Source organism: Sphingomonas leidyi (assembly GCF_011761945.1).
Lineage (GTDB): Bacteria > Pseudomonadota > Alphaproteobacteria > Sphingomonadales > Sphingomonadaceae > Sphingomonas > Sphingomonas leidyi.
Genome location: NZ_JAASQV010000002.1, coordinates 105,251 through 128,595, shown reverse-complemented (window position 1 = coordinate 128,595; position 23,345 = coordinate 105,251). Strand labels below are relative to the sequence as shown.

The following is a 23,345-nucleotide window of genomic DNA, read 5'->3' as shown; positions in this document are numbered from 1 at the left end:
CTTCCTGGCCTTTTCCTGAAGGAAATACGGGGTAAACTGTGCCTCGCTTCTCCTCCATCTCGGACCGAACGCGAGCCGTCCGGGCTGGGGTGCCCACCGCGCTCTGACGCGGCAGGCACCCTTGGCCATCAGAACTTGATGCGTGCGTCGACCAGGAAGGAACGCGGCGGCAGGAAGTTGAACTGGTCACCCTGCCCATAGCCGTTCTGGTAGCTGACGCCGTTCACGACGGTGGTCGGCGCGCCCGAGGAACTGCTCGAGATGGCAGTGACCGCGCGGCTGTCGAACACGTTCTGGACGGTTATTCCCAGCCGGAAGTGCTCGCCGACTTCCTGGCTCATCGCGAACTCGCCGACGCTGTAGGGCTTGATGCGATAGAGGCGCAGATTGGGATTGCCGCTGAACTCGGTCGCATATTGCGGGCCGGTGTACTTCTGGTTGAAGGACAAGCGGAAGCCCTGGTCGCGATACACGAAGCCCGCCGCCGCGGTGCCGAACGGCGCCTTGGCGATCTGCGCGCCGGTGGTGACGCTGCGCGCGTAATTGTACGAGCCGTTGGCGAACAGGGTGAGGCCGCGGACCGGCATCAGGCTGAGCTGTCCCTCGACGCCCTTGTAGCGGACCTGGCCGATGTTGACGAGTAGCGTGGTGTCGCAGCCGACCGTGGTGCAGGTGCCGATCTTGTTGTTGACGTTGATGACATAGCCGTCGACGTCGATCGAGACCTTGTCGCCGTGCCAGACGGTGCCGACCTGGTAGTTGGTCGTGGTCTGCGGCTTGAGCGCATCGAGCGCGGTCGAGAGCGAGCCCGAGGTCGAATAGAAGCTCGACAGGTCGGGCACGTACATGCCCTGCGCATATTGGGCGTAGAAGGACCAGTTGGTCATCGCCTCCCAGTTCGCAGTCAGGAACGGCAGCGTCTTGGTCCAGGTCTGGCTGGTGTCGATCGGGCCGCGCGACTTCTGGTTGACCAGCGCGTCGACGCCGCGGGTGAAGTGGACATATTTGACGCCCGGCGTGATCGCCAGGCTGTCGATCGGACGGATCTCGAACTCGCCGAACAGCTGGTACTGGCTCCAGTTCGAATGCTGCACATATTGGATCGCGGCCAGCGCAGTCGACGGCAGCGCGTTCTGGGCGGCGGAGCCGTTGCCGTTGTTGAACTTCTCGTTGAACGACAGCGCGCCGGTGGTCATGTCGAGATCGACCAGGTGGCGATCGGTATCGGCATGCTCGTACCAGCCGCCCAACCGGATCTTGCCAAGCGCGAAACTGTAGTTGAGCTGGCCGATATAGCCGAGCACCCGGTACTTGTTCATCTTGTTGTAGCCGAGCACGTCGCCGGCCTTGGTCACCGCGACATAGGGCGAGGCAGGCGTGCCGGCGCCGGCGAAGCCGGTCACCACCGTGCCGCTGTTCCCGGACAGCGTGTTGTTGGTGTAGCCGTACATGTAGACGCGATTGTCCATCGAGAAGCCGGAGCCCAGCTCGCTCTGGAGGCGCAGATAGGAGAAATCGGTGGTCTTGTCGGTGCGGTTGTAGCGCCAATAGTCCATCGTGGTGGGATCGTTGGTCAGCCCGTAATTCTTGCCATAGACGCCGACGTTCGAGCTCGCCGCGCAATTCGTGCCGCTGAGCTGGGTCAGCGGCTGGCCGTCGGGGCCCAGCGCGGCGTTGGCGAAGCCGGCGATGCCCTTCGTAGCGCTGCCGCAGGTGGCGCCCTTGGCCACGTCCGACTGGTAATAGTGGTTGCGGTTCCAGGTGCTCATCACGGTGAGCGTGTTCGACGCGCCGATCGGCACGACTGCCTTGCCGTAGAGATTCTTGCCGGCGACCGGGGAGTAGGTGAGCGCGCCGTCCGACTGCATGATCTGGCCGGTCAGCACGATGCGCGTGCCGCCCAGGCTCTGGATCGCGCCGCTCTGGAATTCGGCGCGGCCGATGAACGAGTTCCACGGGCCGGCGATCGCCTGGACCTGGCCGCCCATCTGGTCCTTCACCGCGCGCGAATACATGTTGAGGTTGCCGCCATAGCTGGCCTGGCCGAGCTGGCTGGCATTGCCCGGACCGCGATCGACCACGACCGTCTCGATCGTGTTCGACGGGAAGAAGGCAGTCGAATGGTGCGTCGGGTTGTTGGTGTCGCCGAACGGGATCGAATCATAGGTGATGTTGTATTCGCCGTCCTGGAAACCGCGGATGACTGCCTTGGTCTCGCCAAAGCCATAGCCGTTGCCGGCGCCGGTGATCGAGACGCCCGGGGTGAGCGCGATCAGCTCGTTGAAGTCGGCGGCCGGGGTGGTGTTGTCGATATAGTCGCGGCTGACCGCCGATTGCGGCTGGGTGGTGGTGAGCGACGCGGTGAGCGGCGCGCTCTCCGCGGTGCGTGAACCGGTGACGATGATGTCGGACGAGGTCAGCGACTGCTTGTCGTTGGCTTGGCCGGCATCGTTGGCGCTGGTCGACTTGGTCTGGCCGTCGTCGGCCACCGCGGCGGTCTGGGCCTGGGCGGCAGTGGCGCAGGCGAGCGCCGGAAGGCTGCCGGCGATGAGCAATGCGATGCGCGTTTGAGGCTTCATGTCGTTTCCCCCTCGGGACGTTCAAAGGTTCACTGGCAAGGATTCACTGGGCGATGCGGGCGAGTTCGGCGCGGGCCGCGGCGATGCGCGCGGCGGCGGCCGGGCTGGCAAGGATGCGCGCGACCGCGATGGAGGCGATCACATGGCTCGCCTCGGTGTCCGACGGGAAATGCACGCCGCAGATCTCGCGGCTGAGCGCATAGTCGCGGGCACGGTCGAGCACGGCCCTGGCCTTGGCCGGCGCCAGCGTCGCCAGCATCAGGCCGACCGAATAACCGAGCGTCGAATGGCCGCTCGGATAGCTGCGGGTCGGCTGCTTGCCCTTGCCGGCATCGCAGTTCGGCATGGTGGGATCGACGCCCCAGGGGCGGACCCGGGCGAAATGCTCCTTGGCGATATTGGCCGCCAGGTTGGCGTCATTATGGACCAGGCCGAGCAGTTCCCAGGTCGCCGGCAGCGTCTTCAGGTCGATGCCCATCGCCTGGTCGAAGATCGAGGGGTCTTCATGCGCGTCGTCCCGGCGCGCCTGCTCCATCCGCGCGGGCGAAGTGCCGGCGATCAGCGCGTGGAGATAGGCGAGCTCGAGCTTCTCGACGTCCGATCCGCGGGCCGGCGGCGCCGGGACGATGCCATCGGCCGGGAAATCCTCGGCGCGGAGCAGCTTGAAGGTCTTGGCCGGCTTGGCTGCCGGTGCCTGCTGGGCATTTACCGCGACCGGAACCGCGAGGCAGGCGCCGGCGAGCAGCAGCATGAAGCGAGTGCGCAGGAACATGGGATGGTCTCCGTTTCGAGGGGGCGTTCAGGAGCGGACGGGGGCGAGGACCAGCACGACGAAGCTGCCGGGCACGGGCTTGCCGCGCTTGGCGCCGGCCTCGGGCGCGGCGAGCGTGGCGGCGGGCAGGTAGATGCGGCCGTTGCGCGGATCGATCGCGCCGGTCTTGGCGCCGACCTGGGTCTGGATCGTCCCGGCGTGGCGGATGTGCCGGGCGTCGCCGATGTCGACGACTTCCAGCGTGCCGGTGCCGCCGCAGGGTATGAAGGCCAGCCCGCGTGCGGGGTCGACGAGCACGGCGTCCGGATCGCTGCCGATCGCGAAGCTGCCGGCGACCTTGGCGGCGGCGACGTCGACGATCATCGCGACCTTGTTGGCGCAGGCGCTGATCAGCCGCGTGCCGTTCGCGACCAGGGCGAGGCCGGTCGGCCCCTCGCAGCCGGGCAGCGCGATCGACTTGAGGACGCGGCGCGCCTTCAGGTCGACGACGGCGATCGCATTCCTGTCCTCAATGTTGACATAGCCCAGGCCCTTGCCGTCGGCGACGCCGAACTCGAGGCCGCCGCCGACCTGGATCTTGCCGGCCAGCGCATGGCGCACGGGATCGACGAGCGCGATCGTGCCGTCGCCGGCATTCATCACGGCGACCAGGCCGGTGGCGGGATCGAGAAAGGCGGCGTCGGGCTTGGCGCCGGTGGCGACTTCCGCCGTCACTGCGCCGGTGGCGCCGTCGATGAAGCGAGTCAGGCCGGTCTCGCCGTCGGTCTCGACGATCTCCCGGGTGCCGGGCATGGGCAGGACGGCATGGGCACGATGCGCGGGCGCCAGCGCGGCGGTCACCTTCCGGTCGGACAGGTCCACCGCCATGATGCCGTTGGAGCGCGCGACATAGAGCCGGCCGGCCGCGGGATCGACGCTGGCGAAGTCCCAGCCGCCGTCCGCGCCGGGGATCCGGTCCACGATCCGATAGTCGGCGTGCATCGCCGGTTGCGCCCAGCTGCAGATGGGCGCAAGCATTCCTGCCACGGCGAGCGCCGCAGCACAGCATTTCCGAGTCATGTTCCAGTCAACCCCAATATGGGCCGGCGATGCGTTGCCGGCCTTGGCAGGGGTGGCGCTAGGTTCGCCGAATGACAGTCTTGTGACTTGTCCCGTCCGAAACCGTACCTGGAGCGTTACATTGCAAAATTAGAATGTCGCGCCTTGCTCCGACGCGGGAAATCGCACGCGGACGATCAGGCCCGGCCCGGCATCGTCGAGCTCGACCGTCGCTTCGTGGAAGCCGGCGATGGCGGCGACCAGGGCGAGGCCCAGTCCATGGCCGGGCGTGCTCCGGCTGCGTTCCAGGCGCACGAAGCGGCCCAGCACTTCCTGGCGCTCGCTCGCCGGAATGCCGTTTCCGTCGTCACGCACCATGAGCACGGCCGAAGCCCCGTCGCGGCGCAGCGAGACCTGCGTGGCGCTGCCCTCGGGCGTATGCAGCTGCGCATTCTCGATCAGGTTCACCAGCAGCTGGTTGAACAGATCGGCGTCGCCCCGGATGAAACAGGGCTCGCACGCCTCCAGCCGCAGCGTGCGCGCGGAGTCGACAAAAGCAGGCGCATAGGATTCGACCACGTCCTCGACCAGCGGGGCCAGGCGGATGGTGGCGACCTGTGCGCGGCGGCGGCCGGCCTGGACCTCGCCGATGCGCAGCAGCGCCGCGAACAGGGAGAGGATACCGTCGCATTCGCGATCGGCCGCAGTGATGAGCGCCGTGCGTTCCTCCTCCGCCAGCCCGGCTTCGGCGGCTTCCCGCAGCGTCGCCTGCAGGCGCGTGAGCGGCGTGCGCAGATCATGGGCGATGTCGCTCGAGACCTGGCGCAGATTGTCCATCAACGCCTCGATCCGGTCGAGCATGCGATTGAAGGTTCGGGCCTGCTCGGCAAAGGTGCCGCCGAGCGAATCGACCGGCACGCGCCGGGAATAGTCGCCCGCGATGATCGCATTGGCCGTAGTGCCGATCGCCGCGAGGCGGGCCGAGATCAGCCGGCCGAGGAGCAGGCTCGCCAGCGCGCCGAAGATCGCCGAGAGCGCCAGCGCCGTGCCGAACAGCGGCCAGACGCTCTTGCCCAGATCCTCGATCGATTCGCTTTCGGCGACAATGGTGAGCCGGCCGCCATCGGCCAGCGCGAACTGGGCCGCGCGCGCGGCCTCCCAGGCTTCGCCCGGCTGGCGGAACAGCACCGCGCCGTCCCGGCCGGGCGGCGCCCGCAGCTCCGCGGTTCCGGCGAGGAGGGTGCCGCGGGTATCGGTAAGGCGGTGCCCGATGCTGCTGATCTCCCGCCGGCGCACACGTTCGGCGATGCGCGCGGCGACGTCCCCGGCACCGGGCGCGCGGCCGTCGATCGGAGCCAGCAGCCGTGCCTTCTCGCGTGCCAGGCGGGCATCCTGCACCCGATTGAACGAGAGATCGGCCAGGACATAGAGCGCCATGCCGATCGCCACCGATGCGAGCGCGCAGACAAGGCCGAACAGGCCGGCCAGCCCGGTGACCGAGCGGGGCCGCAGCCGGTCAGGCAGCATCGTCGGCGTGGAGCGTATAGCCGAAGCCGCGGGCCGTCTCGATCGGATCGGGATCGCCATGGATCGTGAGCTTGGCGCGGAGCCTGCTCATGTTGCTTTCGATGATGTTCGTCGAAGGCTCGAACGAATAGCCCCATACCGCTTCGATCAGCATCATGCGGGTGACCGGGCGGCCGGCATTGCGCATCAGCTCGGCGAGCAGCGCGAATTCCTTCTTGTTGAGGTGCAGCGGCTTGCCCCGTCGCCAGGCGCGGAAAGTCGTCAGCACGATCTCCAGGTCGCCCGCACGCAGCATGTCGCTCCGGTCGGTGCCCTTGGCGCGGCGGCCGATCGCGTTGAGCCGCGCGATCACTTCGCCGATGTCGAACGGCTTGACGAGATAGTCGTCGGCACCGGCGTCGAGCCCCTCGATACGGTCCTCGAGCGTGCCGAGCGCGCTCAGCATCAATACCGGCACATGGCCTGGCTTGCGGCGCAGCACTTCCATGCCGTCCACCACCGGCATCATCCGGTCGAGGACCATCGCGTCATAGTTGCGGCTCGTCAGCAGCGTGAGCGCGGCGCGCCCCGAAAGCGCGATATCGCACTCCAGGCCATGATGTCGCAGACCGCGCTGGAGGAAATGCGCGATCCCGGCGTCGTCCTCGACGATCAATATGTTCATTGGAGGTCTCGTCCGCTTGCCCGGCCTGCTTGGCGGGCATTTGTGACAAATTGACGCACGCGCGCGCGCAAGGCTTTCGGGGCCGCGAAGATTGCAAACTTATAATGAAAACCCCCCTGTTTCGCGGGCGGCGGGCGAACCATAAGCCGGCGCGAACACTGCAAGGGGGATCCATGACGTCGGCACCGCGTGCCTGGCGGCCGGTTCGGCGCGCCGGCCTTCTCTGCCTGGGCATCGTGCCGGCGATGCTGCATGTCGGCGCGGCGCGGGCGCAGGAAGGCGGCGCGGCTGCACCATCGCGCGATCCGAACGAGATCGTGGTGACCGCCAACCGCGTGCGCGGCGAGGTCGGCGGACCGATTCCCCCGGAGACGTCGATCGATGCCGGCGCCGTACAGGCCTTGGGCGCGAGCACGCTCGGCGACGTGATCGCGCAGCTCTCGGCCCAGGCCGGGGGCACCCAGGGCCGGGCGGGCGAGGGCAGCGTGGTGCTGCTCAACGGGCGGCGCATTTCCTCGCTTGCCGAGATCCGCAACCTGCCGCCCGAGGCAGTGGCGCGGGTGGAGGTGCTGCCCGAGGAAGCGGCGCTCCGCTTCGGCTATCCGGCGCACCAGAAGGTGATCAACGTCGTGCTGCTGCCGAACTTCGCCTCGGCGACCGGCGAGCTCGAGGACCGGGTTGCCGAGGCGAGTGCGCGCAACGACTTCAACACCGAGGCGAACCTGGTCCGCATCGCGGGCGGCAATCGGATGACGCTCGACCTGCAATATCAGGTCGGCGACGATGTGACCGAGGCGCGGCGCGGCATCGCCGGTCGCGCGCCGGGCGAGGCAGCGCTGCGCACCCTGGTGCCGCTCACCCGCCAGTTCACCGCGAACGGCGTGTTCGCCCGGGCGCTGGACGGCGGGCTGGGCGTTACCGGCAATGCCAGCGCGGATCGCCTCACCGCGCGGACGCTGCTCGGCCCGATGCAGTCGGACCCGACGCGCGCGCTCGCCCGGACGACGCGCACCGACACCGGGCATCTGGGCGGCGTGTTCAACGGTTCGCTCTCGGGCTGGAACTGGTCGATCACTTCCAATGCCGATCATGTCGCGACGGTGATCCGGACCGGCGCGGACGGCGCCGCGCCGGCGCGGAACAGCCGCGGCATCGACGATGCGATAGCGATCGATGGCGTCGCCAATGGGAAGCTGTTCGCCGTGCCCGCCGGCGACGTCGCGCTGAGCGTGAAGGCGGGGGCGAGCGGGGAGCGGCTTTCCGCGCGCGACGAGGACGGGGTCGCGCGCCGGCTCGCGCGGCGGATGTTCGACGGCCGGCTGGCGATCGAGCTTCCCCTGCTCGGCAAGGCGAGCCCGATCGGCGCGCTCGCCGCCGGTCTCAATCTCGCTGTGCACGACTATTCCGATGCCTCGGTGCCGGTCGATCGCGGGTGGACGCTGAGCTGGGCGCCCTGGCCGAAGCTCGGGCTGCTGCTCGCCGGGAGCCGCGAGGCGGCGCCGGCGACGATCCGCCAGCTCGGCGATCCGGTCACCGCGACGCCCGGGGTGCGCTTCTACGACAGCGCCAGCGGGCAGAGCGTCACCGCCGTGCGCCTGGACGGCGGGGATCCCGGGCTGCGCCACGATCTCCGCTCGCTGTTCAAGGCCGAGGCGACGTTCAAGCCGGGCAAGACGATGTCGCTGATCGCCGCCTATACCGATGTCGCGACGCGCGACGCGATCCTTGCCTTTCCCGGCATCTCGCCGGCGATGGAGGCGGCGTTTCCGCAGCGGATCGTGCGCGACGGGGGCGGGGCGATCGTCAGCGTGGATGCCCGCCCGCTCAACATCGCCCGCGAGACGCGCAGGAGCCTGCGCTTCGGCATCAACTTCAACCGGTCCTGGGGCGCGCCGGGCAAGGGGGCGGGGCCGAAGCTGCCCGGTGGCGGCGGCTTCGGCGGCGGCCATTATTTCGGCGCGGCCGGGACGACCCTGCAATTCGCGGTGTACGACACGATCCGCCTGTCGGATCGCGTGGTGCTTGCCGCGGGGCAGGCGCCGATCGATCTGCTGGGCGACAATCGGCTCGGGGAGGGGCTGCGCGCGCCGCGCCACGCCGTGGATGCCCAGCTCAGCGCCACCCATCATGGCTTCGGGCTGCGCGCGAATGCCAGCTGGAAGAGCGCCGAGACCGTCGCGCCCGGCCTGCCGGGGCAGCTGCGCTTCGACGAGCCGGTGACGCTCAACCTGCGGCTGTTCTTCTTCCCCGATCGCCAGGAGGGGTTGCGGCGCAGCCATCCCTGGATCGAGGGCGTGCGCTTCCTCCTCGCGATCGACAATCTGCTCGACCGGGCGCCCGAGGTGCGGGATCGGTCGGGTTCGGTCCCGCTCGCCTATCAGCGTGGCTATCTCGATCCGCTCGGCCGATCCTTTCGGTTCAGCATCCGCAAGACCTGGCGATAGTTTCAGGCCGCGAGCCTCGGAAAGCGGAGCTCGACGCGCAGGCCCGGCGCATTGTCGGCCAGGGTGAGCGTCGCGCCGTGCAGCCGGGCGATCGAATCGACCAGCGCGAGGCCCAGGCCGGCGCCCGGCGTGCTGCGGCTGGTGTCGATGCGGTAGAAGCGGCCCAGCACGCGCGTGCGCTCGGCGGCGGCGATGCCGGGCCCGTCGTCGGCAACGCTCAGGCGGACCTGGTCGCCGTCGCGCGCCAGTGCGAGGTCGATGCGCGTCCCCGGCGGCGTGTGATGCAATGCGTTCTCGATCAGGTTGGTGACGGCCTGGGTCAGCAGCTCGACATCGCCGCGCACCGCTATGCCCGGAGCGATCGCCTCGTGCAGCACATGCTCCGCATCCTCGATGACGGGCGCATATATCTGGCCGAGGCGTTCCAGCATCTCGCTCAGATCGGCGGTGGCCAGGCTCGCCTGCACGCCGCGCGCCTCCATCGCGCCGATGCGCAACAGCGCGCCGAAGATGCCGAGTATCTCGTCGATCTGCGCGATCGCGCCGTCGACCTGTTCGGGGATCGGCGCGGGATCGGTGCCGAGCTGCATCCGTTCGAGCCGCTGGCGCAGACGGGTGAGCGGCGTGCGCAGATCGTGCGCGATGTCGGTGGATACCTGCCGCAGCCCGTCCATCAGCGCTTCGATCCGGTCGAGCATCCGGTTGAGATTGGTGGAGAGCTGGTCGAACTCCGGCCCCATGCCGATGCGCGGAAGCCGCTCGTTGAGCCGCCCATCGTTGATCCGGGCGATCGCGCCGTTCACCTGGTCCAGCCGCCGCAGGAACAAGGTGCCGACCAGCAGGCCGCCGGCGAGCGCGAGCAGCGAGATCAATATTCCGAACGAGATGGTCGATATCCTAAGGCCGCTGCGCAGGTCGCGTAGGTCCGAGACGTCGTTCGCCACGACGAGGAGCGCGCCGTCGGAAAGCCGCGAGCCGAACGCCATCACCGGTGCCGGTCTGCCCGAACCGCCCTGATCGGAATCCCAGACGTCGAATTCATGCCAGCCCGTGCGCGCCGCCGCTGCGGGGAGCGATCCGGCGAGCCTGGCACCCGCGGAATCGACGAGCAGATAATGGAACTGATCCTCGCGCACGGCACGGGCGTGGCGATTGACTGTGGCGACCAGCTCCGCCCGGCCGCTCGCGTCGAACTCGTTCACCAGCACGTCGTGCTCGGCGAGGATCCCGTCGCCGGCGGCTTCCACTGCATAGGCCGAGACGGAGTGCTCGACGATCACGAGCAGGGCAACCGCGCCGAGCGCGAACACCAGGGCAAGCGCGATCGCGAAGCGGAACGCGCCGCTGACGAGCAGCCTAGGGGTTCGCATCGAGCCGATAGCCCGCGCCGCGGATCGTGTGGATAAGCTCGCGGTCGAACCCCTTGTCCACCTTGGCCCGCAACCGGCTCATATGGCTTTCGATCAGGTTCGAGCCCGGATCGAAATGGAAGGACCAGACATTCTCGAGCAGCATCGAGCGCGTGACGATCTCCCCTTCGTGGCGAAGGAGATATTCGAGCAGCTTATATTCCTGCTGCTGGAGCTCGATCCGCCGGCCGGCGCGCGTGACGCGGCGCTTGAGCAGGTCGATCTCCAGGTCGGCCGCGCGCAGCACGGTCGCCACTTCCGCGACGGGGCGGCGGCGCGAAAGGGCGGCAATGCGCGCGAGCAGCTCCGATGCGGCGAACGGCTTGACCAGATAATCGTCGGCCCCGGCGCGAAGCCCGGCGACGCGGTCGTCGACTTCGCCCATTGCCGTGAGGAAGAGCACCGGCGTCTGCACGTCCGCGGCACGCAGCGCGCGCAGCACCGCCAGGCCGTCCACGTCCGGCACCATGCGGTCGAGCACGAGGACGGCATAGGCGCCGGTGGTGCCGAGGAAGATCGCATCCGGGCCGGTGCGGGCAGTGTCGACGATATGCCCCTCCGCCTCGAGCAGGCGGACGATGTGCACGCGGGTCTCGGTGTCGTCCTCGAGTAGAAGCAGCTTCACGAATTCAGCCCATGCCAGCCTGATCCAGGCGCACCGACAATGCCCGGCCGCGCCCGAGGTGCAAGTTGGGGATTCCCAATGTTCGCCTCAAGCTCTGCCAATGTCGCGCCGGCTAGAAAGGCGGCGGCAGGGGCAGAGGAGCATTGACGATGCGAAACACCAACCGACTCCTGATCCTGGCGGCCGGTGCCGTCGCGCTGCCCGCCGCAGTCTTCGCGGCGCCGCAGCAACGGGCGCCCAAGCCGCGCCTCACTCTGGCCCAGGCCCAGGTAATCGCGCTCAAGGCGCGGCCGGGCAAGGTCACCGATCACGAGCTCGAGGCCGAGAAGGGCGGCAGCGGATTGCGCTATTCCTTCGACATCAAGGCGGGCGCCAAGACCTTCGAGGTCGGCATCGACGCGATGACCGGCCGCGTGCTCGAGAATGTGGCGGAGGGGCCCCATCCCGACTGACCGATCCTCCCTGTTATCGGTCAGGACGCCGCCGCGCCGCCCCATCCCTGTCGCGGGGCGGCGGCGTCTCCTTCCCTCCGTTCCCAGAGGTTTCGTGCCCTTCGCCCTTGGCCTTCGCATTCCGTTGCTGCTCGGTCTGGGACTGACGGTCGCGGGCTGCGCGCATTATGCGCCGGCGCCGCTGCCCGAGGCCGCGCCGCTTGCGCCCGCGCTCGCCGCCATTCCCGATCTGCCCGCGCGCCCGCTCACGATCGGCGACGTCGCGGCGCTGGCCGTCGCGCGCAACCCGGACCTGCAGGCGGCGCGGACCAGGCGCGGCGTGGCCGAGGCGCAGCTGGTCCAGGCCGGGGTGCTGCCCAATCCCAGCCTGACCGGCGCGATCCTGCCGCTGCTCTCGGGCGCCGGATCGGTGCCCGCTTGGAATCTGGGCCTGGCCCAGGACATCAAGTCGCTCATCGTCCTGAAGCCCAAGCGCCGCTCGGCGCGCGACAGCCTGCACCAGGTCGAGGCCGATCTGCTCTGGCAGGAATGGCAGGTTGCGGGGCAGGCGCGGCAGCTGGCGGCGGACATCGTGCTCGGCGATCGGCTGCGGCCGATGCTCGAACAGGCCTATGCGCTGATGGCCAAGCGCCAGGCCGCCGGGCGCAAGGCGCTGGAGGCAGGCAATTCGACGCTCGCCACGCTGGCGCCCAGCGCCGTCGCGCTGCAGACCGCGCGCGCAGCCCTGCTCCAGCAGGACCAGGCGCTTCTCGCCAACCGCCACAAGCTCAACGCGCTGTTGGGGATCGCACCGGAGGTGGTGCTGCCGCTCGCGGATGCGATCGACCTGCCGCCCTTCCAGCCCACCGAGATCCGCGCGATGCTGGCGACGCTCCCGCAGCGCCGGCCCGACCTGCTTGCGCTGCGTGCCGGCTATGCCGCGCAGGATGAGCAGCTGCGTGTGGCGATCCTGTCGCAATTCCCCGATCTCGTGCTCGGCGCCTCGGTGAGCAGCGATAATGCCAAGGTGATCAATGGCGGCCCCAACGCCCAGATCGGCCTGCCGGTGTTCGACCGGAACCAGGGCAATATCGCGATCGCGCGAGCCACGCGCGCGCAGCTCAATCGCGAATATGCCGCGCGCCTCGCGACCGTGACCGGCGAGGTCGGTGCGCTGCTTGCCGAGCATGCGCAGATCGCGCTCCAGCTCGCCGCCACGCGCCACGACCTGGCCGAAGCGCGCCGTGCCGCCGATCGCGCGGCGGCCGCCTTCGCTGCCGCGAACCTCGACGAACGCGCCTTCGTCGATCTGCTCGGCACCCGATTTTCCAAGGAACAGGAAGCGATGACGCTCGAGATTGCCCTGATCGACCGGCAGGTCGCCATCCAGACCCTGATCGGCGCGGACCTGCCCGCGGTCGACACGCTCGGCTTCCCCGATCCGGGCACGGCGGGAGCGGCACGGTGAACCCCGTGCGACATGCCGCGGCCCTGGCGCTCGCCGCGGTCCTGGCGGCCTGTGGCGGCGGCCGGCCCGACGATCGGGCCGAGCCCTCGGCCCTGGTGACCGTGGTACGCCCGGTCCAGGGCAGCCTGCCGATGCTCGTCGAAGCCTATGGCACGGCGGCGGCCGCGGGCAACGGCCAGCAGACGATCAGCATATCGCAGCCGGGCCAGGTGCTGCGCCTGCTGGTGACGGCGGGGGTCGCCGTGCGGTCCGGCCAGCCGCTGCTGGTCTTCGCAGTCGCGCCGACCGCCCGCAGCGCCTATGCCCAGGCGGCCGATGCAGTGAAGGCCGCCACGTCGCAGCGCGATTCCACTGCCCAGCTGCTCGGCCAGCAACTCGCGACGCGCGACCAGCTCGCCCAGGCCGAGAAGGCGCTCGCCGATGCGCGCGCCCAGCTCGCCGCGCTGCGGGCCGAAGGCGCCGGCTCGGGGACGATCACGTTCCGTGCGCCGTTCGACGGCGTGGTGGCGACGGTGCCGGTGGCCGCAGGCGATCGCACCCAGCCCGGCGCGGCATTGGCGACGGTGGCGCGCAGCGGCGCGATGGTGATCACCACGGGCGTCGATCCCGCGCAGCGCGACCGGATCCGCGTCGGCGCCGAGGCGCGGCTGACGCGGATGGAAGGCGGCGGCACCGTCACGGGCCATGTCGTGCGGGTCGATTCGATCCTCAATCCGGTGACGCGCCAGGTCGATGTCGACATCGCCTATCCGGCGGGCAGCTTCCTGGCGGGCGAGGCGGTGCGCGTCGCCACCGTCACCGGCGAGGCGCATGGCTGGATCGTGCCGCACAAGGCGGTGGCGTTCGATGCGAACGGCAAGGCGATGCTGTTCCAGATCGCCGGCGGCAAGGCGCGCGCGGTGCCGGTGCAGCTGCTGGCCTCGACACCGGAACGGGATGTGGTTTCCGGACCGGTCGCGCCCGGCCAGCCGTTGATCCTGGACGGCGCCTATCAGGTCGCGGACGGCGACGCGGTCCGGACGAGCGCTGCGAAGTGAGTTTCGGCAAGCTGCTCTCGAGCCAGTCGCGCGCGTTCGTCGTCGTCGCGATGGCGCTGGCCCTGGCGGGGCTGGTCTCCGCCCTGTCGCTGCCGATCGGCTTGTTCCCGCAAGTCTCCTTCCCGCGGGTGGTGGTCGACATCGATGCGGGCAGCCGCCCGGCCGACCAGACGGCGCTCGTCGTGACTCGTCCGATCGAGCAGGCGATCCGGGCGGTGCCGGGCGTGCAGAATGTCCGTTCCGAGACGTCGCGCGGCGCGGCGCAGATCTCGATCGACTTCGGCTGGGGCCGCGACATGGTGGCGAGCACGCTCGAGGTGGACGCCGCCATGGCGCGCGCCGTCGCGGGGCTGCCCGCGGGCACCCGCTACAATGTGCGCCGGATGGACCCCACGGTCTTCCCGATCATCTCCTATGCGCTCGTCTCCGACCGGATGTCGCCGACCCAGCTCCAGGACCTGGCGCGCTACCAGATCACGCCGCTGCTCTCCGGCGTCTCCGGCCTCGCCCGGGTCGACGTCCAGGGCGGGGAGACGCAGGAAGTCCAGGTGCTGGCCGATCCCGCTCGCCTCGCCGGTCATGGCCTGGCGATGAGCGACCTCTCCGCGGCGATCGCCAACGGCAATGTCCTGAGCGCCGTCGGCCAGGTCCAGGACCGCGGGCGGCTGTCGCTGGTCATCGCCGACCATGCCATCGCCTCGCCCGATCGCATCGGCGACGTCGTCGTCAAGTCGAGTCCCGGCGGCGTGATCCGGGTGCGCGACGTCGCGACGGTGCAGGACGGCGTCCTGCCGCAATGGCTGCGCGTGTCGGAAGACGGCAGGCCGGCCGTGCTGTTCAACATCTACGAGCAGCCGGACGGCAATTCGGTGCGGATCGCCCGCGACGTGCAGGCGAGGCTCGCCGGGTTCAAGCTCCCGCCGGGCGTCCAGCTGCGCAACTGGTACGACCAGAGCGAGCTGGTCAGCCAGTCCTTCGCCAGCGTGCGCGACGCGGTGCTGATCGGGCTGGTGCTGGCCGCGATCGTGCTGCTCGTCTTCCTGCGCAGCTGGCGGGTGACGCTGGTGGCGCTGATCGTGGTTCCCGCGACTCTCATGGCTACGGTGCTGGTCCTGATGATCGCGGGGATGAGCTTCAACATCATGACGCTGGGTGGCATCGCCGCGGCGGTGGGCCTCCTCATCGACGACGTGATCGTGATGATCGAGCACATCGTCCGCCGCGCCCAGGGCGAGGGATCGCCGCCGGAGGCGCCGGCCGGCGCGGCGGCGATCCTGCCCGCCGCGCGCGAGTTCCTGGCGCCGCTCACCGGATCGAGCCTGGCGACGCTGATCGTCTTCCTGCCGCTGTCCTTCCTCACCGGCGTCACCGGCGCCTTTTCCAAGGCATTGTCGCTCACCATGGCGGCGGCGCTGGCGATCTCCTGGGCGATGACGGCGTTCGTCGTCCCCGTCCTCGCCCGGCGGCTGCTCAGGTTCGACGGCGGGGAGCCGGCGCATGCCGGTCGCGAAGGGTGGATGACGCGGCGGCATGACCAGCTGATCGACGGCACCATGCGCCGGCCCTGGCTGCTCGCGCTCGCCGCCGTTCCGCTCTTGCTGCTCGGCTATGTCGCCTATTCCAGCGTGCCGACCGGGTTCATGCCCAAGGTCGACGAAGGCGGCTTCGTGATGGACTATTTCACGCCGCCCGGCACTTCGCTCGACGAGAGCAACCGGCGCATGGCCCAGGTCGATGCGCTGCTGCGCGCGAACCCGGAGGTCGAGACCTTTTCCCGGCGGCTGGGCACCGGCCTGGGCGGCGATCTCGGCCAGAGCTATCACGGCGATTATTTCGTGCGGCTCAAGCCCGGCCATTCGATGCCGGCCGAGCAGGCGATGAACGCCGTGGCCGGGGAAGTGGCGCAGAAGGTTCCCGGCGTCGAAGTCGAAGTCGCGCAGCTGATGGAGGATCTGATCGGCGACCTGACCGCGGTGCCGCAGCCGATCGAAGTCAAGCTCTATGCGTCCGATGCCGGCCTGCTCGGCCCGCAGGCGGAGAAAGTCGCGGCGCTGATCGGGAAGATCCCCGGCGTGGTCGAAGTGAAGAGCGGGCTTCAGCTCGCCGGCGACGCGATCGACGTGAAGATCGATCCGGTGCGCGCGGGCTTCGAGGGGGTCGCGCCGAGCGACGTGCAGGCTGCGCTCGACAGTGCATTGACCGGCGTGGTGGCCACTTCGATCGCGCAGCCTGCCAAGGCGGTGGACGTGCGCGTCCGCCTGCCGGGCGTGGCGACGCTGACTCAGGAGGAGCTGGCCCGGTTGCCGATCCGTGCGCCCGACGGGCATGTCTTCGCCCTTTCGCGCGTCGCCGCGCTCCAGCCCGTCCGCGGGCAGCCGCAGATCAGCCGCGAGAATCTCGAGCCGATGGTGGCGGTCACCGCGCGCATCACCGGACGCGGTATCGGTGCCGCCGTGGGCGACGTGACCAAGGCGATCGACGCGCCGGGCGTGCTCGCGCCCGGCATCCGCTACGAGATGGGCGGGCTCTACCAGCAGCAGCAGATTGCCTTTGCGGGGCTGGCGCGGGTGTTCGTCGCCGCGCTGATCGCCGAATTCATCCTGTTGCTGATACTCTATCGCCGCTTCGCGACGCCGCTGATCATCATCGGCTGCTCGCTGCTTTCGACCACCGCCGTGTTCATCGCGCTCTGGCTGGCCGGGCTCGACCTCAACATCACCGCGCTGATGGGCATGACGATGATCATCGGCATCGGCACCGAGATGGCGATCTTCTATGTCTCCGAGTTCGAGGAGCTGCGCCATCGCATGCCGCCGCTCGCGGCTGTGCGCGAGGCAAGCCGCAACCGCCTGCGGCCGATCACCATGACCACGCTTGCCGCGATCCTGACGCTGCTGCCGCTCGCCTTGGCGATCGGCCAGGGATCGGGAATCCAACAGCCGCTCGCGGTGGCGATCATCGCGGGGCTGGCGTTGCAATATCCGCTGGTGCTGGTCGCCATGCCGGCGCTGCTGCGCCTGACGCTTCCGCAGGACGGTCGCAGAGCGGCGGAGCAGGTGGTGGAATAAGCGACTGGGGCCAGGCGATCGCAATTTCGGCATCGCCCTGCTGATGTTCGCCGAGACGCTGTTCCCGCCTTTGCCCTCCGAAGGGATCATGCCGCTGGCCGACATGGAGGCCGGGCGCGGCGCCTTGTCGACGCCGGGCGTGATCGCGGCCGGCACCGCCGGGGCGATGGCCGGCAATATCGCTTGGTATGTGCTGGCGCGTGTGGTCGGGGCGGAGCGCCTTCACGGGCTGGTCGACCGGCACGGCATCTTCTATGTCTGCCTCGCACGGCTGGTTCCGACGCTCCGTTCGATCGTCCCGATCCCCGCCGGGCTGCTGGCGATGCCGCTCCTCCCTTTTCTCGGCTGGTCGCTGCTCGGCACCTTTGCCTGGACCAGCACCCTGACATTGGCCGGCCTGTTCCCCGGACAGCGCTTCCCCGAAGTGCGCGCGGTCGTCGATTGGGGTTCGATCGGCGTGACCGGCCTGCTGCTTGGTTGGTATCTATGGCGGGTGGCTCGATGGCACCGTTCATGAAGGACTGGGTCGCGCGGCCGCATCTCGTCATCGCTGCGGCGGTGGCCGGTACGGCGCTGGCGATGCTTGCCACGCTCAAGCTCGCTTCGGAGATCCTCTAGGGTGAATTCGATGCCTATGACCGCGCGGCATTGGTCTGGATCCGCGACCATCTCGGCGGGTTCGCCGGCCTCCACGCCGTCATGCTCGATCTGACCGTGCTCGGCGAAACCGCGACGCTGGTGCTGGTGCTGGTGATGCTCGGCGCGGCGGGGCTGTTGCTCGCCGTGGGCACACGCCGGCTTGCAGCAATCCTCTGCGCGCAAGCCGCCCTGGGAATGCTGGTCGTGCAGGGCGTGAAGGCCCTGGCCGATCGCGCCCGGCCCGATGCGGTGGAGCATTGAAGCGACCTTCAGCGCGGCGAGCTTTCCGAATGGGCACGCAGCCTTGTCCGAGATCGTATATCTAACTCTCGCCGTCGTCGCCGCCGAGCGGCTGCCCAATGCTGCAAGCAAGCGCTTCCCGATGGCCTTCGCGGTGCTCCTGGTCGTGGCGATCGGGCTCTCGCGGCTTTATCTCGGTGTCCATTGGCCCACCGACGTCCTCGCCGACTGGGCGGGCTCTGCCGCTGCTTCCTCGGTCTCGAGGATAGGCGTTGGTCTCCAATCCAAACATGCGCGTTGATCCACAGGTCGCCTAGCGCAGTGACCCCGAGACCATTGAACACGTACAACAGGTGCGAAAACCCGGAGGGCGCATTCGGGAACTCCACTCGATTGGGGAATTTAATCCGCATTCCGCTCCTCCTCATTTGTATAGGACGGGCCGGCGGAAGCCGGGTGTTCAGAACTTGAACTCACGCCAAGGCGCCGCCGCCTTTAGGCGAAGCCTTAAACATGCTCGACGGCCACCCGGCCACGCGATGTATGTGACCGGCCGTGAGCTCTGGGGTTCTGAAGCCCCGCCACTAGGATTTACCAGCGGCGTCGGGATCGTTGCAGAACGAATTCTGGAGCGCAAAAGTCTTTCAGGATCGTCCTGATCTAGACGAAATCTGTCCGGGAAATGGGCTCGAACGTCCCATCGTGCCGACAATGCAGTAGCTTCGGCTAGCGCCCGTTTCCCGGCGCTTCGGGCCGGGTTGCGATCGGTGGAGTTGCAAAGTGCAGTGGCGCTTTGCAACTCCACCGATCGCTCAGATTGTGACCACCGACGGTGGAAAGCGATTGAAAACCTTCGTTTCGATTGCTAGATTAGAACATATAGAAAACATTCGAAATCCCCATATTTGGGGTTGGCGTGATAGCAAGCTCCTCAACATGTGGTGTTATCCCCACAAATTTGCCGCCGGTGAGGCGCTTTGGGAGTGACACGCGGATTCGGATTGGAGTAGCCTGATCGCAACGTAAACCTTTGGGTCCAGCGGGGCCGTCGAAACTCTTCAAAGTTTACGACGCTGTCTCCGATGGGTGGGTTGTATGGAGGTTTTTGATGAAAATACGCTTCTCCAGCACAAAGTTTACGCGTGGCAGTGTCCCATATTGCCAATGACGACGGCGGGCCATGGTTCCGGGCGCCGGCGCGCCACCGGGGGTGTGGCTGGATTCCGGATCCGGCAAGGATGAGCCGATGAGGTTGGGTGACATGAACCAGAATATGGGATGTACGGCGATCGCCGCGGGTGTCGCGGCGGTGCTGCTGCTCGCCATACTCGTCGCCTGGCCGCAATATCGCGTCTATTCGCAGCGCTTGGCAGGCGAAGCGGCGCTGGCCGAGGCGCAGTCCTCGCGGCAGGTCGCGATCTTGGAGGCGCGTGCCAAGAAGGAAAGCGCGACGCAACTCGCCGAAGCCGAAGTGATCCGCGCGCGTGGCGCTGCACAGGCCAATGCGATCCTGCAGAACAGCCTGGGCGGGCCCGAGGGCTATCTGCGCTATCTGCAGATCCAGGCGCTCGAATCGAGCAAGGCGTCGCTGATCTACGTGCCGACCGAGGCCGGTCTGCCAGTCACGGAATCGCGCCGGATCAGACAGCCGGCCGAAGCAGGCGACTGATGTGCGCGCGCGGCCATTGCATGCGCGATCCGCGCCGCGCCGGCCGTGATGCGGTGGTGCGGGCCGGGGCCGCGCGCCGCCTACGGGCCTCAGGCCTCTTCCTCGAAGATCTCGACCGCATTGGCCGCGGTGGCCGACAGGCGCACCTTGTCGCCTTCCACGCCGGCGACCAGGCCGATCGAGACATAGTGATGATGCCCGGCATGGCTGCCGGTCGCGCCTTCGATCTCGACGGCGCTGTCCTTCCTGGTGAGCTTGATCCGGTTGCCTTCGACCTTGTCGACCGTGCCGACATGGACGCCGTCGGCGCCGATCACTTCCATATGCTCCTGGATTGCACGCACATCGCTCATGCCGGGTCTCCTTGGGGGGATGGTTCGTTCGCTCAACGCACGCGGCCGGGAAACGATGCAGCCGCCTGCGCCGCCCGTCGCCCATCCGAAAGGAGGATCGCATGAAGCATGTCCGCACGTCCTGGCGCGCCCTGCCGCTTGCCGCTTTCCTGCTGCTTGCCGCCTGCGCGAAGCAGGTGCCGAGCGCCGTACAGCCGGAAGCGCCGGGCTTCCTGCTTGGCCTGTGGCACGGTTTCATCTTCCCGGTCGCCTGGTTCCTCTCGCTGCTGATGCCCGAAGTCGCCGTCTATGCCGTGCCCAACAATGGCGGCTGGTACGACTTCGGCTATTTCCTCGGCATCTGCGTATTCGGCGTCGGCGCCAATCGCGGGCACCGGGTGACGCGCATCGTCTATCGCGACCGCATCGTGCGCGAGCGCGGCGGCCGGGTGATCGACCACGAATGACGCGCAGCATCGCCTTGATGGCCGGGCTGGCCGCTGCCGCGGGCGCCGCGGGGCTGACGGCGCTTGCTCGCCCCGGCCGGGTCCGCCGTGCGCTCGGCCTGCCCGAGGCCGAGGCGACGGCCTATGCCCTGCGCATCGCCGGCATGATGCTCTTCGCGCTCGGCCTGTTCCTCGGCGGCTTCGCGGCGGCGTTCACGCTGGCGGGAGGGGCGGCATGAGCAACCCCCTGGTCGGCGCCTTCTCGTTCTTCGGGATTCTGGGCGGGGTCTTCACGCTGGCGCCACGTCTCGTCGCTGCCCGCCTGCTCGGCAATGACGATCCCGGCCCGGAAGGGCTGCGCGGCATCCGGACCGGGGGCGTGATCCTCCAGTTCGCCGCAGCGATCCTCGCTTCGATCTTCCTCTATTCTCAGTTCGTCACGGAGTAACCCCAATGCCGCTTCTCGAAGCCCGCAAGACCTACAAGCCCTTCGAATATCCCTGGGCGTTCGAGTTCTGGAAGCGCCAGCAGCAGATCCACTGGCTGCCGGAGGAAGTGCCGCTGGGCGAGGATTGCCGCGACTGGGCCCAGAAGCTCACCGATCACGAGCGCAACCTGCTTACCCAGATCTTCCGCTTCTTCACCCAGGCGGACGTGGAAGTGCAGGATTGCTACCACGAGAAATATGGCCGCGTGTTCAAGCCGACCGAGATCAAGATGATGCTGACGGCGTTCAGCAACATGGAGACGGTCCACATCGCCGCCTATTCGCACCTGCTCGATACGATCGGCATGCCCGAGACCGAATATGCCGCCTTCCTCCAGTATAAGGAGATGAAGGACAAGCACGACTATCTGAGCACCTTCGGCGTCGATACCGATGAGGACATCGCCAAGACGCTGGCCATGTTCGGCGGCTTCACCGAGGGGCTGCAGCTCTTCGCTTCGTTCGCGATGCTGATGAACTTCCCGCGCTTCAACAAGATGAAGGGCATGGGCCAGATCGTGTCCTGGTCGGTGCGCGACGAGAGCCTGCACTGCGAGGGCATCATCAAGCTGTTCCACGCCTTCTGCAAGGAGCGCAACTGCCTGAACCCGTCGGTGCGCGACGACATTCTCGACATGTGCCAGAAGACGGTGCGCATCGAGGACGCGTTCATCGACCTGGTGTTCGAGATGGGCCCGGTGAACGGGATGACGCCCAAGGAGATCAAGAAATATGTCCGCTACATCGCGGACTGGCGCCTGGGCCAGCTCGGCCTCAAGCCGATCTACATGGTCGAGGAGCACCCGCTGCCCTGGCTCGCCCCGCTGCTGAACGGCGTGGAGCACGCCAATTTCTTCGAGACCCGCGCGACGGAATATTCGAAGGCGGCGACCCGGGGTGCATGGAACGAAGTGTGGGATTCGTTCGACAAGCGCCAGAAGGCCAAGATCACGCCGGTCGCCAACGAGGATGGCGGGGACGGCGGGCCGGACATGTTCTCCAAGGCGGGGATTGCGGCGGAGTGATTGCCCCAAGGCGACCAAGGCCTGCATGATCCAGGTTGGGGCCGCGTGAAGTGTGGGTGGTCGAAATGGCCGCCCACACACGCTTGGAACAACCCGGTAGCCAATCTCCTCCTATTCCTCCACCTCATCCCGCGCCCCCGCCGGATGCGTAGGATGATGACCGTGTCGCTCTCCACCCGATATCGCAGGATATAGGGCCAGACGCTGGTCATTTCCCGCCGGCCTTCGCCTGCATCGCGACCACGCTCGGAGAACGCCGCCAAGCTGTCCGCCACCGCGATCAGACGTTCGCCCAGCCGCGATGGCGCGCCGGGATTGAATGCGGAGACATAGGCAAGAATGGCTTCGAGATGGCTGATCGCCTCCTCGGTCCAGACGATCTTGCGCAAGCTATTCGCCGGTTTTGGGACGGGGCAGCGGTGCTTCGGTTCCCCAGGAAGCGATCCAGCGCTTCACGGCATCATGCCCCACCAGCCGGCCCGCCCCCACATCGGCCTCGGCACGCGCATCCGCTGCCGCTTCGGCAGCAGGGTCACGTTCGTCGAACAGGGAGCGTTCGCGGGTCATGTCAGGAAAATACCAGCTTCGCACTCCTGCCGAAGCCCCAACCGTGTCCCCAAGGCAACACCCCCGCCGCAATTCCATGCTGCAATGCAACCCGGCGGACTCCTCGTGCATTGACCCCATGCCCCGCCGCCAGCGCCCGCGTATCTGGGTCGCCTTCGGCGGGGCGAGTGTTTGAAATAGCCACGAGGTTCCCCCGACATGCGTAAACTCCTTGCCGCCGCGGCGTTCGCCGCGCTGCCCTTCGTCGTCCCCGCCGCCCAGGCGCAGGATGCCGGCACCGACAGCGCTCCCGCCGAGGCGGCCACCACCGCCATGCCGGCCAGGACCGCACCCGACGGCACCCGCGCCTTCGGGATCGAGCCTTATATCGGCATCCTGGGCGGCTATGAGCGGTTCGATCGCCAGTCCAACGCCGGCATCCCGATTCCCGCGAGCGGCAAGGCCTATGACGGTGCCCTGGTCCAGGGCGTCGCCGGCATCAACATTCCGCTCGGGCCGGTCTTTGTCGGTGCCGAGGGCAATGTCGCCAAGGGCATCAAGGGCGATATCGACTGGGAATATGGCGCCGCCGGCCGCTTCGGCCTGCGCGCGGGCGAGAGCGGCATGATCTATGGCAAGGTCGGCTATCAATGGGTCAATTTCGACGCGCTCGGCAACGACAGCCGCGACTATCACGCGATGACCTATGGCGCCGGCGTCGAGGTCGGGCCCAGGGACATCGGCCTGGGCGGCGTCACCGGCAATAGCGGCGTGCGCCTGCGCATGGAGATCAACACGTTCAACAACGCGAAGAGCTTCCGCCCGATGGCCGGCCTGATCGCGCACTTCTGACGGCACGGCAACGGCGGCGCGGCTCCCCGGGAGCGCGCGCCGCCGCT

23 protein-coding genes and 1 pseudogene are annotated in these 23,345 nt (G+C 68.2%); 14 read left to right on the top strand and 10 right to left on the bottom strand.

What is annotated here, in order from left to right; genetic code table 11:
* Nucleotides 1-128 precede the first annotated feature (128 nt).
* The 5 genes from FHR20_RS10280 to FHR20_RS10260 all read right to left on the bottom strand — a co-directional run bounded on the left by FHR20_RS10280 (nt 129) and on the right by FHR20_RS10260 (nt 6,580).
* The gene (locus tag FHR20_RS10280; protein ID WP_167299567.1) at nt 129-2,579 is read right to left on the bottom strand and encodes a TonB-dependent receptor; all 2,451 of its coding nucleotides are present in this window, start codon (nt 2,577-2,579) and stop codon (nt 129-131) included.
* A 43-nt stretch (nt 2,580-2,622) separates the two neighbouring features.
* The gene (locus FHR20_RS10275) at nt 2,623-3,351 is read right to left on the bottom strand and encodes a phosphatase PAP2 family protein (protein WP_167299566.1); all 729 of its coding nucleotides are present in this window, start codon (nt 3,349-3,351) and stop codon (nt 2,623-2,625) included.
* A 27-nt stretch (nt 3,352-3,378) separates the two neighbouring features.
* Nucleotides 3,379-4,368: a YncE family protein gene (locus FHR20_RS10270; protein WP_243857282.1), complete on the bottom strand. Its 990-nt coding sequence runs from the start codon at nt 4,366-4,368 to the stop codon at nt 3,379-3,381.
* Nucleotides 4,369-4,539: 171 nt separating this feature from the next.
* A complete protein-coding gene (locus FHR20_RS10265) occupies nt 4,540-5,916 on the bottom strand; it encodes a sensor histidine kinase (RefSeq protein ID WP_167299564.1) in 1,377 nt (458 codons plus the stop codon).
* Nucleotides 5,906-6,580, bottom strand: a complete 675-nt coding sequence (locus FHR20_RS10260) for a response regulator transcription factor (RefSeq protein WP_167299563.1) — start codon at nt 6,578-6,580, stop codon at nt 5,906-5,908. The genes FHR20_RS10265 and FHR20_RS10260 overlap by 11 nt, the downstream gene beginning before the upstream one ends.
* 173 nt (nt 6,581-6,753) lie before the next feature.
* Here FHR20_RS10260 and FHR20_RS10255 point away from each other — a divergent pair, with 173 nt between their 5' ends.
* Complete coding sequence (locus tag FHR20_RS10255; RefSeq protein WP_167299562.1) at nt 6,754-9,024, top strand: TonB-dependent receptor; 2,271 nt, start codon at nt 6,754-6,756, stop codon at nt 9,022-9,024.
* A 2-nt stretch (nt 9,025-9,026) separates the two neighbouring features.
* Here the strand turns inward: FHR20_RS10255 and FHR20_RS10250 are convergent, their stop codons facing one another.
* Both FHR20_RS10250 and FHR20_RS10245 read right to left on the bottom strand, forming a co-directional pair.
* Nucleotides 9,027-10,394, bottom strand: coding sequence for a sensor histidine kinase (locus FHR20_RS10250; RefSeq protein ID WP_167299561.1), 1,368 nt, complete (start codon nt 10,392-10,394; stop codon nt 9,027-9,029).
* Nucleotides 10,381-11,058, bottom strand: coding sequence for a winged helix-turn-helix domain-containing protein (locus tag FHR20_RS10245; RefSeq protein ID WP_167299560.1), 678 nt, complete (start codon nt 11,056-11,058; stop codon nt 10,381-10,383). The genes FHR20_RS10250 and FHR20_RS10245 overlap by 14 nt, the downstream gene beginning before the upstream one ends.
* A 149-nt stretch (nt 11,059-11,207) precedes the next feature.
* On the opposite strand from FHR20_RS10245, the gene FHR20_RS10240 reads away from it, so the two are divergent.
* The 8 genes from FHR20_RS10240 (at nt 11,208) to FHR20_RS10205 (ending at nt 19,610) form a co-directional block, all read left to right on the top strand.
* On the top strand, nt 11,208-11,510 hold the full coding sequence (locus FHR20_RS10240) for a PepSY domain-containing protein (protein ID WP_167299559.1): 303 nt from the start codon (nt 11,208-11,210) through the stop codon (nt 11,508-11,510).
* A 94-nt stretch (nt 11,511-11,604) separates the two neighbouring features.
* Entirely contained in the window at nt 11,605-12,957 is a 1,353-nt protein-coding gene (locus FHR20_RS10235; protein WP_341786434.1) for a TolC family protein, read from the top strand.
* Nucleotides 12,954-13,994 carry an efflux RND transporter periplasmic adaptor subunit gene (locus FHR20_RS10230; RefSeq protein WP_341786433.1) on the top strand — a complete coding sequence of 347 codons (1,041 nt, stop codon included), beginning with the start codon at nt 12,954-12,956 and terminating at the stop codon, nt 13,992-13,994. The genes FHR20_RS10235 and FHR20_RS10230 overlap by 4 nt, the downstream gene beginning before the upstream one ends.
* A 50-nt stretch (nt 13,995-14,044) precedes the next feature.
* Nucleotides 14,045-17,062, top strand: a complete 3,018-nt coding sequence (locus FHR20_RS10225) for an efflux RND transporter permease subunit (RefSeq protein WP_208413613.1) — start codon at nt 14,045-14,047, stop codon at nt 17,060-17,062.
* 43 nt (nt 17,063-17,105) lie between these two features.
* Nucleotides 17,106-17,579 carry a DedA family protein gene (locus tag FHR20_RS10220; RefSeq protein WP_167299556.1) on the top strand — a complete coding sequence of 158 codons (474 nt, stop codon included), beginning with the start codon at nt 17,106-17,108 and terminating at the stop codon, nt 17,577-17,579.
* A 131-nt stretch (nt 17,580-17,710) separates the two neighbouring features.
* Complete coding sequence (locus tag FHR20_RS10215) at nt 17,711-17,962, top strand: hypothetical protein (protein ID WP_167299555.1); 252 nt, start codon at nt 17,711-17,713, stop codon at nt 17,960-17,962.
* Nucleotides 17,946-18,242: a phosphatase PAP2 family protein gene (locus FHR20_RS10210; protein WP_279589412.1), complete on the top strand. Its 297-nt coding sequence runs from the start codon at nt 17,946-17,948 to the stop codon at nt 18,240-18,242. The genes FHR20_RS10215 and FHR20_RS10210 overlap by 17 nt, the downstream gene beginning before the upstream one ends.
* 945 nt (nt 18,243-19,187) lie before the next feature.
* A complete protein-coding gene (locus FHR20_RS10205) occupies nt 19,188-19,610 on the top strand; it encodes an SPFH domain-containing protein (protein ID WP_243857281.1) in 423 nt (140 codons plus the stop codon).
* Between the two features lie 89 nt (nt 19,611-19,699).
* On the opposite strand, the gene FHR20_RS10200 is transcribed toward FHR20_RS10205, so the two are convergent.
* The gene (locus FHR20_RS10200; protein ID WP_167299553.1) at nt 19,700-19,963 is read right to left on the bottom strand and encodes a DUF2171 domain-containing protein; all 264 of its coding nucleotides are present in this window, start codon (nt 19,961-19,963) and stop codon (nt 19,700-19,702) included.
* A 101-nt stretch (nt 19,964-20,064) separates the two neighbouring features.
* On the opposite strand from FHR20_RS10200, the gene FHR20_RS10195 reads away from it, so the two are divergent.
* Genes FHR20_RS10195 through FHR20_RS10180 form a run of 4 tightly spaced genes read left to right on the top strand, consistent with a single transcriptional unit; the run spans nt 20,065 to nt 21,900 of the window.
* Nucleotides 20,065-20,409 carry a hypothetical protein gene (locus FHR20_RS10195; protein WP_167299552.1) on the top strand — a complete coding sequence of 115 codons (345 nt, stop codon included), beginning with the start codon at nt 20,065-20,067 and terminating at the stop codon, nt 20,407-20,409.
* Nucleotides 20,406-20,627 carry a hypothetical protein gene (locus FHR20_RS10190; RefSeq protein ID WP_167299551.1) on the top strand — a complete coding sequence of 74 codons (222 nt, stop codon included), beginning with the start codon at nt 20,406-20,408 and terminating at the stop codon, nt 20,625-20,627. The genes FHR20_RS10195 and FHR20_RS10190 overlap by 4 nt, the downstream gene beginning before the upstream one ends.
* Complete coding sequence (locus tag FHR20_RS10185) at nt 20,624-20,836, top strand: hypothetical protein (RefSeq protein ID WP_137864450.1); 213 nt, start codon at nt 20,624-20,626, stop codon at nt 20,834-20,836. The genes FHR20_RS10190 and FHR20_RS10185 overlap by 4 nt, the downstream gene beginning before the upstream one ends.
* Before the next feature lie 5 nt (nt 20,837-20,841).
* Complete coding sequence (locus FHR20_RS10180; protein ID WP_167299550.1) at nt 20,842-21,900, top strand: ribonucleotide-diphosphate reductase subunit beta; 1,059 nt, start codon at nt 20,842-20,844, stop codon at nt 21,898-21,900.
* 143 nt (nt 21,901-22,043) lie between these two features.
* Here FHR20_RS10180 and FHR20_RS10175 read toward each other — a convergent pair.
* Nucleotides 22,044-22,289: pseudogene (locus tag FHR20_RS10175) on the bottom strand (type II toxin-antitoxin system RelE/ParE family toxin); the annotation flags it as partial.
* 1 nt (nt 22,290) lies between these two features.
* Nucleotides 22,291-22,467: a CopG family transcriptional regulator gene (locus tag FHR20_RS10170; RefSeq protein ID WP_167299549.1), complete on the bottom strand. Its 177-nt coding sequence runs from the start codon at nt 22,465-22,467 to the stop codon at nt 22,291-22,293.
* A 198-nt stretch (nt 22,468-22,665) separates the two neighbouring features.
* On the opposite strand from FHR20_RS10170, the gene FHR20_RS10165 reads away from it, so the two are divergent.
* Nucleotides 22,666-23,298, top strand: coding sequence for an outer membrane protein (locus tag FHR20_RS10165; protein WP_167299548.1), 633 nt, complete (start codon nt 22,666-22,668; stop codon nt 23,296-23,298).
* Nucleotides 23,299-23,345: the final 47 nt, after the last annotated feature.